At 40.4% G+C, this 12,858-nt stretch carries 12 protein-coding genes and 1 riboswitch; all 12 genes read right to left on the reverse strand.

Annotated elements, in window-relative coordinates; genetic code table 11:
* Positions 1-326: 326 nt before the first annotated feature.
* The 12 genes from OW255_RS11080 to OW255_RS11135 all read right to left on the reverse strand — a co-directional run bounded on the left by OW255_RS11080 (position 327) and on the right by OW255_RS11135 (position 12,601).
* Positions 327-1,604: a sensor histidine kinase gene (locus OW255_RS11080; RefSeq protein ID WP_268114137.1), complete on the reverse strand. Its 1,278-nt coding sequence runs from the start codon at positions 1,602-1,604 to the stop codon at positions 327-329.
* Between the two features lie 8 nt (positions 1,605-1,612).
* Positions 1,613-2,323 carry a LytR/AlgR family response regulator transcription factor gene (locus OW255_RS11085; protein WP_024835865.1) on the reverse strand — a complete coding sequence of 237 codons (711 nt, stop codon included), beginning with the start codon at positions 2,321-2,323 and terminating at the stop codon, positions 1,613-1,615.
* A gap of 358 nt (positions 2,324-2,681) precedes the next feature.
* Complete coding sequence (locus OW255_RS11090; protein WP_024835864.1) at positions 2,682-3,434, reverse strand: ABC transporter ATP-binding protein; 753 nt, start codon at positions 3,432-3,434, stop codon at positions 2,682-2,684.
* Between the two features lie 18 nt (positions 3,435-3,452).
* On the reverse strand, positions 3,453-4,523 hold the full coding sequence (locus OW255_RS11095) for a FecCD family ABC transporter permease (protein ID WP_268114138.1): 1,071 nt from the start codon (positions 4,521-4,523) through the stop codon (positions 3,453-3,455).
* Positions 4,520-5,539 carry an ABC transporter substrate-binding protein gene (locus OW255_RS11100; RefSeq protein WP_268114139.1) on the reverse strand — a complete coding sequence of 340 codons (1,020 nt, stop codon included), beginning with the start codon at positions 5,537-5,539 and terminating at the stop codon, positions 4,520-4,522. The genes OW255_RS11095 and OW255_RS11100 overlap by 4 nt, the downstream gene beginning before the upstream one ends.
* Before the next feature lie 235 nt (positions 5,540-5,774).
* A riboswitch (cobalamin riboswitch) is annotated at positions 5,775-5,977 on the reverse strand.
* 51 nt (positions 5,978-6,028) lie between these two features.
* Positions 6,029-7,828: a methyl-accepting chemotaxis protein gene (locus OW255_RS11105; RefSeq protein ID WP_024835861.1), complete on the reverse strand. Its 1,800-nt coding sequence runs from the start codon at positions 7,826-7,828 to the stop codon at positions 6,029-6,031.
* A gap of 149 nt (positions 7,829-7,977) precedes the next feature.
* Positions 7,978-8,484 carry an isopentenyl-diphosphate Delta-isomerase gene (gene idi, locus OW255_RS11110; protein ID WP_024835860.1) on the reverse strand — a complete coding sequence of 169 codons (507 nt, stop codon included), beginning with the start codon at positions 8,482-8,484 and terminating at the stop codon, positions 7,978-7,980.
* Between the two features lie 16 nt (positions 8,485-8,500).
* Complete coding sequence (lpdD, locus tag OW255_RS11115; protein WP_024835859.1) at positions 8,501-8,878, reverse strand: prenylated flavin chaperone LpdD; 378 nt, start codon at positions 8,876-8,878, stop codon at positions 8,501-8,503.
* Positions 8,879-8,902: 24 nt separating this feature from the next.
* The gene (locus OW255_RS11120) at positions 8,903-9,466 is read right to left on the reverse strand and encodes a UbiX family flavin prenyltransferase (protein ID WP_024835858.1); all 564 of its coding nucleotides are present in this window, start codon (positions 9,464-9,466) and stop codon (positions 8,903-8,905) included.
* Between the two features lie 26 nt (positions 9,467-9,492).
* Positions 9,493-10,875, reverse strand: a complete 1,383-nt coding sequence (locus OW255_RS11125; protein ID WP_024835857.1) for an SLC13 family permease — start codon at positions 10,873-10,875, stop codon at positions 9,493-9,495.
* A 53-nt stretch (positions 10,876-10,928) separates the two neighbouring features.
* Positions 10,929-11,135, reverse strand: a complete 207-nt coding sequence (locus OW255_RS11130) for a non-oxidative hydroxyarylic acid decarboxylases subunit D (RefSeq protein ID WP_024835856.1) — start codon at positions 11,133-11,135, stop codon at positions 10,929-10,931.
* A gap of 26 nt (positions 11,136-11,161) precedes the next feature.
* Complete coding sequence (locus OW255_RS11135; RefSeq protein ID WP_024835855.1) at positions 11,162-12,601, reverse strand: non-oxidative hydroxyarylic acid decarboxylases subunit C; 1,440 nt, start codon at positions 12,599-12,601, stop codon at positions 11,162-11,164.
* Positions 12,602-12,858: the final 257 nt, after the last annotated feature.

The raw sequence follows: 12,858 nt of genomic DNA on the forward strand, positions 1-12,858 counted from the left end.
CTGAGTTTTGATTATGCTCTATCATATACTGTCGCGAAGCATTGACGAATTATTATCATTATATAATATAAAAGATATTTGAAATGCAATCAATATTTTGGGATATTTGATATATTTCCGGGATATTATGTAATGACTACTTTAAATTAAAGTTAAAAAATAATGACATTAGAAATAAGCCCTTTATTTTAAAAGGCTTATTCCTATCATTTCTCATTTTTGTTTGTATACTAAGCACAAAATGAATCTAATAAGAAAAATTCATAAAAGATACGTTAAATGAACTATAGAAATGTGATAGACGGGTAATAATTTAATTTCACTTTTTATGAGGTAGGAATTAATATTTTAATGCAGAAGAAGCTTTCTAGTTCGTAGATATCAATATGTCCATGGTATTTATTGATAATATCATTTATCTGTTGATATCCATATCCATGATCTTTCTTTTGATATTTAGTGGTAATGAGATCAGAATTCACTTCTAATATAGAGGTTTCAATTGTGTTTTTTATAAAATAGGTCTGATAGCCAGCATGATTAAATATCTCAATATGAATCTGTTTTTTTTCTTGCCCTTCTACTGCTTCTATTGCGTTATCAAGAACATTACATAGTAATATACATAAATCAAATTCTTCTAAGCAAGGTTTCTTTAAATCTTCTATCTGAGCAAAAATCTTTATATTTTTTTTATACGCCTGATTGAGTTTATGATTAATGATAAAATTGAGAGAGTTATCGGTAAGCTTTATAAAATTAAAATTTAAACCCGCATTGTTTATTAATTCTACAATATACTCTTTTGCCTTATCATAATTTTTATTATCTAAATTATAAGCAATATAAGTTAAATGGTTTTTAATATCATGATTAATTCGGGCCATTCTGTCAACTTGTTGATTATTTCCTATTAAGTACCGCTCATCTTCATATATCTGCATAAGGAGATTTTTTACATGAGAGAGTCTGCTTTTACTGTTCATTTTAGCATACATATAAAAGAATATAACCTGACTGACCACAATTCCAATAATAAGGAGTAAGAAACCATATGGTTCCTCTAAAATATTATTATTGATTGCATATAAGATAACAACTATAAAAGCAATATTATAAATCGAGTTACTTATCATTGGCTGAATGTTATCATTTTCAGACGTAATATTTCTCTCTTCTAAAAAAATATAAAATCTAATAATTCCCCATTGATAGCTTTTTAAGATCAGACATAGTAAAACAGCAAATACATGAGGAATCTTGAAAAAACCAAGACTTTTATTCATAAGTAACAGAAACAAAACGGAGACCATGGAGTTTGATAGCATTAATGTTCCATAATAAAGAATGCAGGACCAAAGAAGACCAAATTTTGTTCTACCTTCAAATTTCAATATAATCATTAAAAGATAAGAAACAAAAATATTTCCTATGACAGCCAGAACATGAACATTTCTGTCAGAATACCAAATGTTCATGTTCAATATTGGAAACAACATTAAAAATTGAGGCTTGTCATTCCATTTATATCCATTATATCGCAGTAAAAAGAAAACCGCGAGTAAAGAATCAAATATAATAAGGCTGAATTGAAATATACTCATGATTGATTTTATCGTAAACTCCTTTTATATTCAGAAATTAAATTGTTTCTACGATTTCTGCTAAGCGGAAGAGAAATTATATTATCATTAAAACTAATTTCTACGGCAGACCCCCTGATAAGATAGATATATTTCAAATTAACCAAAAATCCGCTATGTATTCGAACGAATGTTTTGCCTTCCAATTGTTTTTCAATGAGTTTTAAAGTAGATCTAAATACAAATGAATCTCCATTTAAGACTATTTTTACATTATTATGCAATGATTCGAAATAGATAATATCATGAATCTTCACTTCCTTGTGCGTAACCAGATTAATTGGCACGTTAAAAATATCCAAATTATTCTTTATTATAGATACAGCGCTGCTCAATGCTTCATTTAATTCATTCATATGAGATTTTCTGATAAATCTGAATGGCTGGAGTTTAAATGATTCATATACATACATGTCCATGTTTGTAATGAATAAGACCAGCAACTGATGATTATATATTCTTACTTCCTTAACTACATCTAACCCTTTTATATCAGGCATCTCAATGTCTATCAAAAGCAAATCAATAGGAGTATCCTTTGCCATACTAATAACATGTCTTGGGTCGGTAAATTCATAGCAAGTATATTGAATCAGTGGATCAAGAATGGTACATAACCTTTCTTTAATTAATTTAACAGCGCTTGCCTCATCATCACAAACAACGATATGTATTTTCATATTCATTCCCCTTTATTATAATGAGTGTATATTATGATAATGCAATATTACTTTCATTTTGTATTTAACATTAAATATATTATAATACTATTTTTAATCAAAATAAAGTTTTATTGAGCTAATGACAGTTATATGCAAAATAATATTATTTTCAACATTCAATTCGATATATTCCAACATATTTCGCAATATTAACATAAAATCACTCCCTTGCTAACTTATAAGATTGATTCCACAAATAAATTCTATTTCTGAAAAAACAAAAAACCGTCAAGATAATCTTGACGGCGATTTATATATTTCATATGCAAATAATAGATTTATTAAAGCTTTATTTAATAAAATACTTGTAAAAGAGCTAATTCATCTTAAGGTGAAAGTCAAGAGCCCCATCCTCTAATTCTAATGCAAAGCCTTCTACTCCAAACACCTGGTGTACCCTTTTCTTTTGAAGGACCTCTGACGGCCTGCCTCCGCAAACAACGTTTCCCTGCTTCATTAAATACAGTGTATCGCAATAATGCGCAGCCAGCCTTAAATCGTGTAAGACAATAAGAATGGTCTTTTTACTCTGCTTTAAGATATCTAAAATATAAAGCTGATGTTTGATATCCAGGTGATTTGTTGGTTCATCAAGAATAATCGTATCCACACCCTGAGCAAATGCCCTTGCAATGAAGACCAATTTCCGCTCTCCACCAGATAAATTCTGAATATTCCGGTCCCTTAGGTGTACAATGCCTAACTGCTCCAGTGCATTCATAACGAGAGCTCTTTCCGCCCGTTTATTCAATCTCCCACGGATAGGAACGGCCATGGATACGATTTCATATGCGGTAAAATCAAACATACAGCTGTTTTCCTGACCCACGTAAGCGAAACGCTGGGCCAGCTGCTTGTTGTTTAATCCTGTCAGGGAAGAACCCTCTAATAAAATATCTCCAGCTTTCATGGAATGAAGACCCAGAGTTGTTTTTATGAGAGTTGACTTCCCACAGCCATTTGGGCCTACAATTCCCGTTATATTACCGCTTTCAGCAGTCAGATTTACTCCATATAATATCCTGGTCCTCCCTATAGACACATAAACATCTTGATATTCTATCTTCATAATACTCCTTTTCTTCCTTTACGCTCTAACTCCGTAATGTTTCCGGATCATAAGAAAAAGGAAAAATGGCGCTCCAACAAAAGCAGTTATAATTCCTATCGGAAGTTCTGCCGCCCGGAATGCGCTGCGGGCCAGGCTGTCTGCCCACATCAGATAAATGGCTCCTGACAATGCACTGAGTGGAATCACAAGTTTATTATTGCTGGAGCGAATCATCAGACGAACCACATGTGGAACCACCAGACCCACAAAGCCAATGATGCCGGTAACAGAAACCAGGGATGCAACGATTACCGAGCAGACAATAAACATACCAGCCCTAACATGCTTTACTGACAGACCAAGAGCTGCCGCATCCTCATCCCCCATCATCATCAGATTTAAATTCCCTGACTGAAGGATACAAACGATGAGACCAAGAAAAACGCCAAGAGCTGGAATGGTCAGTGTAGACCACTGAGCAGCTGCCAGGCTTCCCATCTGCCAGTTATACACAGCTGCAATGCTTTCAGAGCTTTTTGCAATAAATATCAAAAAACCTGTGACAGCACTCATTACTGCATTGATTGCAGTTCCGGAAAGCAATAAGGTAACCGGATGAAGCTTACCGCCTCCAGCAAATTTCGCCATGAAGTACACCAGAGCAGAGGATATCAGGGCGCCAGCCATAGCCATGATTGTAGTCTGATACTGGCCTCCGAAGAATGGAATCGGAAGAAGCAGCGCGCAGGCTGCCCCCGAAGATGCTCCTGAGGAGATGCCAAGAATATATGGGTCTGCAATGGGATTTAAAACCAGAGCCTGCATCACTGCACCGCATAATCCAAGACCGGCACCGCATAAGATACCAAACAATACTCTGGGAAGCCGGATATTCCAGATGATCTGATAATCCGCCCTCCCCCATAAGCCCTCTTTTAATTCCCGACCTCCATGTAAGACCTGGTCATTTAAGATTCCGTAGACCACAGACATGGAAATATCTGTGGAGCCTTTGGATATCACAAACAGGAGAGAAAGCAGCAAGACTGCAATCAGTACAGGAAACAGTATGATTCCTCTTAAATTCTTACCGTTTTCCTGTCTCATTGTTTAAATTTCTCCGGATAGAAGAACTCTGCAAAGCTTTTGCACGCGCTGGCTGACCGGATATTCTGCATAACCGTTACCAGAGGAACCGTTAAGTAAGCCTTATTTTTAACAGCTGTAACATCAGCAAGTGCTGGATTATTATTCATAAAATCCATTTTTTCCTCCATGGTCTGCTGGCCGTAATCATTAAAGATAATAATATCAGGATTTGTTTTCACAAGCGTTTCCACGCTGGTGTTGAACCAACGGGAGTCAGCCATATTTCTGGTTGCGTTAATGCCACCTGCCAGTTCAATTAAGTTGCTTTGCAAGCCAGCTGATGTAGTATATATTTCATTTCCCTTAAAGCTGTCCATGACAAAGACCTTTACTTTGTCCGTTTCCTCAATATCAGAGACAGCGGACTGTATATCGGTGATTTCCTTTTTCATCTTATCAATCAAAGCCGAAGCCCTGTCTTCTACCTTAAATATTTTACCAAGGTTTTCAATGTCGGTATAAACATCCTCTATGGTTTCGTCTTTTACAAGGGTGCCGGTAATGGTATAGCAGTTCACGCCTTTGTTGCCGAACATATCGTAGGTTCCCCATTTGCTTTCCTGAAAGGAACTGATTTGTCCAATTACAAGGTCTGCTTCCAGAGCCACAGCGTTCTCATGTGAGACCTCTATTTCAGGTATGGGGGCAAACTCATCCGCCAGCTCCGGCAGAGGGGTTTCTGCCTTACTGGCTGGTACATTTCTTCCTGCTATATAATCTTTTAATCCAAGCATTACCATGTTTTCAGCACTGTATAAATTACAGCAAAGTACTTTCTGGGGCATGGAGGTAAAGGTAATAGTCCTTTCACCATTTTGAATTACTACTACGCCATACGCTTCCTTTTGCTGACCAGCTGTTTCTGCTATGGAACCTGATGTTTCGGCCTGTTTACTGCCTGATGGTGCTGCTGTAGAACACCCTGTCACAGAAAGGACTATGGCGGCTGCAAGTGCAATTAATCTTTTTTTCATCTTTTGTCTCCTCAACCTCTGTTATTTTCTGATTTCATAATTTTCATAGAACTCCGCCTTGATGGTTCCTGCTAAGAACAAGGAGATCACAAAAGAAAAACCCCTGATATCTGCCTTTACGCAAATACTAGGGGTATTTTACCATGAACAACAAACCGCCATCAGGTACACCAATAATGTCCTGTCTGTAACTGACACGATTTTTATAAAGCTGTTCCCATCGTCATCCGCGAGGAAATCACAATAAAATACGGCAGTTCTTCTGACTTAAGCGTTCCGAATCTTTCTTCAGCGGTTTTTTTACCTTCCCAAGATTGCTCTCAGTGGTTGAATGATTCACAAAAAACCTACGCTATCACAGCAGCGGGACTATGCAGGAATCTCACCTGACTTCTCTATTAATCGGCAGAGGGCCGAACCGTATTTCTTCCTATGTAATTTGAAACTCATAGGTATAATATCTTACTTCTACCATAAAGTCAAGACAATCTAATACTTTCCATATGCAGTATCACCGTCTTCATAGAGGTGGCTTTCCGGCTCATGGGTTTCACTCATTCCCTTATTGGTGTTTAAGGAAAGCTTAAATTTAGACAGCTCTCCCCGAAGAATCTGAGCCTGGGCAGTGAGCTCCTCGCTGGAAGCTGAGCTTTCTTCTGCCGTTGCAGCATTATTTTGAACCACAGAGGATACCTGAGATAAGCCCTGATTGATTTGAACGATGGCATTGGTCTGATCCTGTGAATCTGCTTCAATTTCTTTGATTGCCTCATCCACCATAGCCGCTTTTTCCGCAACATCATTTAATAGCTCGAGGGTCTGACTTGCTATTTTTTCTCCCTCTGCAACCTTCCTATTAGACTGTTGAATCAGCTCTGCCGTCTGCTTTGCTGCTTCTGCAGACTTAGCTGCCAGATTTCTCACCTCGTCGGCAACCACTGCAAAGCCTTTTCCCGCTTCCCCTGCCCTTGCTGCTTCTACCGCTGCATTGAGAGCCAGAATGTTTGTCTGGAAGGCAATGTCTTCCACCAGCTTTGTTACCTTGGAAATTTCCTCGGAAGATTGGATGATCTCCTTCATTGCAGCATTCAAGTTCTTCATATGATCGTTGCTTTCATATACACCCTCTCCTGCCTGAGCCACATATTCCGTTGCTTTACGAACAGAGACTGTATTCTTTTCTGCTTTTTCTGTTACGCTCTGAATCGCCGCCGTTAATTCTTCCACAGTGGCAGCCTGCTCTGTAGCCCCGGATGCAAGTGCCTGGGAAGCATCTGCCACCTGACCGGCACCGGAACTCACCTGATCCGCTGATGTTGATATAACCAGCATGGTAGAATTAAGTGCCTCTGTGGTTTTTAAAAGGGACTGCTTGATTACTGCAAAATCACCCATATAGTCGAGATCAATGGAAATACACATATCCCCTCTGGAAAGGCGGGACAATTTATCAATAATGTCCTCAATATATGTAGTGAGTCTGGCATTTGTCTCCCGAATGTTCAACGCCATCCGGCCCAGCTCGTCGTCGCTTTCGTATTGAACCTGTTTATGAAGATTGCCTTTTGCCATTTCTTTGTAGACCTCTTGGATTTCAGTCACAGGAATCAGGATTGCACGGACCAGCACATATATAACACCAATGGTTGCTGCTATGGCGCTGAGTAAAACAATCGCAAGTATGATCCAGGCATTGGATACAATGGTTTTAGCTGTCTTACTCTGAAGGGCTTCCTTCTGATCTCCTACTGCATTCATATCATCCATGATCTTTGCAATCTTATTAAACGTAGGTACAAATTCATTTTGGAACAGCTCATAGGCGGCTTTGGTATCTTTTTTTGAAGGATCCTTAATCATGTCAATGATCTTCATTCTTGCTGCCTCTGCCTCAGTTACATACTGCGTGATCTGCGCAATATTCTCATCGTTGGCTTTGCTTCGCTGATGGGAGGCAAAATACTCCATATTGGTTTTAAACCCATCTACGCTCTCATTGGATAAGTCAAGGGAAGCCTGATAATCTTTCCCGGCAGACTTATCTAAAATCGCCATTAAAAGGTAACGCTGTACAGAGTACATATCAACCTGTGCTGACAGATTGCGGCTGGTCAGGGGATAGGTGAATCTGGAGTACATCTCCACCTGCTTTCCGATGCTGGAAATACTTTTTGCTGAGGTGCCCAGAGATAAGAGCAGGATAACAAACAAAATACCAAATCCCACTGCAAGCTTCCATTTCACCGGCAATCGTTTCATATACACCTTAGCCGCCTTTTTTTCATTCATAATGATACCTCCCATTTGTAAATTATAATGAAACCGTCTCTTTCCTTCCGTAGTAACAACTGGGATCCTGCCATTTTATCAGGTTATTCCTGCTCATTGTCTTTAGTAAAAAAGTAAACGATTTACTTTCAGATTTCAAAAGTAAATGATTATGATAATTCGCGGATCACCATTGGTGCCGCTGTTAAAAACCAGACCGTATACAGATGAGGGCTTGTCACAAGGCTTTTTGACAGCTCATCTACATCTACCCACGCCACATCCATAATTTCCTTTGGATCGGGGGATACCTTGCCTTCGTATTCCCCTAAGAATACATGATCATATTCGTATTCATAGAGATTCTGTTCAAACTGGTGATAATAAATAAACTGACCGATTTCCTTACAGGGACATACGGCTCCCACTTCCTCATTAAGACGCCTTCTAACAGCGTCATCAAGAGCTTCCCCATATCGGGGATGAGAGCAGCATGCATTGGTCCACAGCCCGCCGGAATGATACTTATTCCTGGCACGCTGCTGAAGAAGCAGCTTCCCATCCCGATATAAGAATACAGAAAATGCTCTGTGGAGGAGTCCTTCCTTATGACATATTTCCTTTGTAGCCTTACCAACCGGCTGATCCAGAACATCAACGCATATTAGCTCATCCATATTAACTCCAATCCATTTATAGATATTTTTGAAGAAACACATCTACGCCTTCATCCACATTGGTGCATATCAGCTCAATTTCCTCAGGAGTTGCATTTTCCACATGGATTCCCAGGCTGACAGATACCGGCTCCCCGGATGCGATGCAGATCTTTTTTGCGATTCTCTGAGCGAGCTCCGCATCCTTATGCCCTGGAACGGTAATGGTCCAGAGATCACATTTTGATAAGGTTCTGCCATGCATCTCAATTCCAGGGGAAGCCAGGGCGACCCCTCCCAGATGTGGTTTATCCCCACCTCTTACAAACACAGCAAGTCCGGCCCCATTGGTATCATGGACACTAATATTCACAATGTATTTTCCATTTCCATAGGTTTCAGTTATCATAGTCATACTGCCTTTCTTTATACGATGGTCTTAATGTATTCCGTTCCAGGGAATAAAGCTTTTATGATTGATACCAAACTGCATCAGCGTTTTTCCTATTACATGATTGATCTGGTCATCAAGGGATTGCGGGTTATTGTAAAATGTCAGCATTGGGGGCATAATGGTACAGCCTAAATCAGCTGCTGACTGCATATTGCGAAGATGCAGCTTGCTTAAAGGCATTTCTCTGGTACAAAGTATAACCTTTCTGTTCTCCTTGATACAAACATCCGCAGCACGAATCAGTAAATTGTCCGTATATCCGCTTACAATACCCGCCAGAGTTTTCATACTGCAGGGCATAACGATCATGCCGTCGGTTTGGTAGGAGCCGCTGGAAATGGCGGCTGCCAGATTATGTACATCATAATACTGATCTGCATTGTCTAGCAGAAGCTGAAATGGCAGATCTGTTTCCAGCTCCCAATTTAATTTTGCATAATCGGATACCACAAGGTGTGTTTCACAGCCCTCCACTTCCTTTAAGGCTTTTAGCAGATAATAACTCATGATAACACCGGTAGCACCAGATACTCCAATAATGATTCGCATGGATACAACCTCATTCCTATTTTTTCTTATACAAGGCCAAGTACGGTAAACCACATCACTGCAAAGATAACTGTGAGAAATACGGGAATCAGCAACGGAATTCCCATTTTCATGACTTCCTTTTGGGTATACATTCCGTTTTCTTCCCCTTGTCCCACCAGGATATTAAGATGATGGAACGGCATGATGTAGTGAGTATAGACTGCCAGGTAGATAATGGCCGCAATCACGAAAGGATCAATTCCCAGTGCATTGGTACATACGAGAATAGCCGGAACAGCCACCCCCATTGCCGCAATGACCGAGCCGATGAACATGTGAATTACAATTGCAATCCCACCAATCAATACTGCCAGTATAAAGATGTTCTCCGGCAGCTTGTCAGGCAGCAAGGTAACCGCCAGCCAGTCGTTAAGACCAGTCGCTGCCCCAACCTTTCCGATTGCCATTGCAGCTGTTAAGAATACAAGAACATGAACTGGTACATCTCCCCATTCCTTTGGCGTGAGTACATTGCCAATGACAGGAAGGGAAAGACACATGGCAACAGCCAGAGTTACCCAGCCGATATCCAGCCCAGTGATGCCGTTGGTAACCCATAAGGCAATGGCTATGAGAATCCACACCAATGTCCGTATCTCTTTCTCGCTGATCCTGCCAAGATCGGTCTTGGCTTTCCGTACTTCCTCAAAATCCATGGTGACTTCCCTGGTCGGTTTAAACAGAACAAGAATCAGAAAAAGATTCATTAAACTTAAAAAAACAGCAGGAGGACCAATGATCACAAGCCAGGTGATAAAATTAATATTGCTGGAGGTAGAATAGCTGACCACCAACGGATTTATAATGGAATCACCAGTCATAAAGATCAAAGATACTGGTACAGACGCCGCAAAAACAGTAAAGCCTACTTTAACAGCATCCTCCTTTGGCATCTTTGCAGCCTTTATAATTACTGTCATCACCGACATAATCAGAAAGGCTCTGGACCATGGGTTTGGAATCAGGAGGGATAAAATAAGTGTGAGTACGAAGATTCCAATAATAATACTTCTCCATGATCTAACAAATTTTAAGATGTACATATAAGAGATGCGCTCGCCCAAACCAGATTTTTTTACCGCATTGGCTATCATATAGGCACCGATTACCAGCCAAAGGGTCGAGCCGGTCCAGCTTGCAAAAATAACCTTTGTATCCGCCAGCTTTAAGAGGCATAAACAAACAACATAGAATCCCCCTACATATCCGGACTGGGCCACCTGCGTGGCCCACCAGACAACGGTCATAAGCGTTAATCCAAGAAAAATACGACCTTCCCTTGCCAGTCCCTCTAAAGGTAGAAATAAGACGATGGCAAGAACGAGGATACCGCCGAAAAAACCAAGGATCTGTTTATTCCATTTCATAGCAAACACTCCTTTCTATTCTAAGGCATTGCATAAAGATATTCCCTGTTCGTTTACTTATCCAGGGGCGGAATCGGTGGAATCATAGGCAGATGGTCAATCTGCTCTTTCGTCAATTTAAATTTTTCGTGTACAACCGGAGTCTCTGTGGACCGCCAGGAATAAAAACAATCCATACATTCATAAACCTCCCACACATTCCCTACGGGTGAGGTTGCAATTATTTCGATTTTATTGCCGTCACAGCGTGGACATTTCATAGTTCTTTGCTCCTTCCATTATGGTCTTACATCTTTGCCATCAGTTCGCGAATCAAGGTCTCATATTTTTCATAACCCACAGGAGGCTCCAAAAGCTCTACTTCACGTGGATTGGGTTCCGGATCCTTTGGTGTGGTAGCATCGATAATCAGCTTGGAATGCATACCTGCCGGGAAGGAAGATGGATCAAGAGGCATTCCAGGACAGTTAGGTATGACTACCACATCCTTATCCGGACGTACTCTTGTTGTCATGGCCCACATTACCTGGGGCAGATTAAAGGGATCCACAAATTCATCTACGATGATGATGATCTTACTGTAAGAGCCTCCATGGGGTGTAGAAAGCAGACGGAAGGCGACCTCCTTGCCAAAGCCTCCGAAACGTACCTTGGTAGAGATGATACAGCCAATTCCATGGGTGTACATGGCGTTAACGGCCTGGACTTCTGGGAAATCCCGCTTGATCTGCTGGTATAGGGGAACCGATGTGTTAAGAGCCATAAGGTAATCAATCTCCGTCCAGGGAATACCCAGATACAGATTTTCAAAAATGGGATTGGTCCGGTGAGTTACATGGGTAATGGTAATCACACACTGACGGCGGGAACCGGAATAAGAGCCTGGAAATTCACCAAAAGGTCCTTCGACTTCCCGAACTCGCGGTTCGATATAGCCTTCCAGTACCACCTCTGATCCGGCGGGAACGTATAGATTATCATAAAGATCTGATTTTACAATTTGAGTGGGAACCCCATCTTGAAGTGCGCCGACAAATTCATACTCATTTTGTGTATACATGACTGGTGTTGAAGCCATATAGGTCACAAGAGGACTGTTGCCTACGGTAATACAGATAGGAACTCTCTCATTCTTTCGTTCGGCTGCCTCCAGCTGTATGGCAATATCATGAAAAGCAAGAGCCTGAATTCCCACACGGTTTTTTCCTTTGACCTGGATGCGGTAAGTACCTACGTTCAGTTTGTCAAAATTATCCGGCTCATTGGGATCAGCAGTAATGATGGAAGCTTTTGAGAGGAAGAAACCGCTGTCCTGTTCATTGATCCGGTATAGGGGAAGTATTTCAAAAAGATTGATATCCTCTGGATTATCAATGGTATTCTCCTTGCAGGGCGCCTTATCCCGGTCCAGAATCTCAGGCTTTACAGGAAAGCTCTCCCATCTGCGGTTAATCTCATGAAATTGTTCTTTTGTCGAAGCTGTTTTAGGCATACCAAGCATAAGGGCATGATTGGCCCAGGAACCATGTACATTGGTTACAACGCTGTAGGGATACCCTTTGACTTTTTCAAATAGTACTGCCGGAGCATTCTCGATATTGGCCGCAGCTCTGCCAGCCGCTGCAATGTCAGGTTCTGGATTTACTTCTTCCTTAATACGAACCAATTGACCGTTTTCTTCTAACGTGGAAAGAAAACTTCGCAAATCTTGATAAACGTTTGCCATAACTCATCCTCCTGATCTTTTGTGACCTGTTTGCGGTTTCCAGGTGAAATACCACCAGTTTCTTCGATTATAGCATTTGAAGAAACCATGGCAATTCGAAAAGAAACGGGAGCATATTCCAAAACAGAAAGACGCACTCCATATCGGCTCATTACATTTGGAGGAAATAACAAAAAAATAGGTTGAATTCAAAGAATAACAAATGAATTGTACTAAATTAGGTATAGTTGTATGTCACTGTTTGTCGAATTTAATCA

Source organism: Lacrimispora xylanolytica (assembly GCF_026723765.1).
GTDB classification, from domain to species: domain Bacteria; phylum Bacillota; class Clostridia; order Lachnospirales; family Lachnospiraceae; genus Lacrimispora; species Lacrimispora xylanolytica.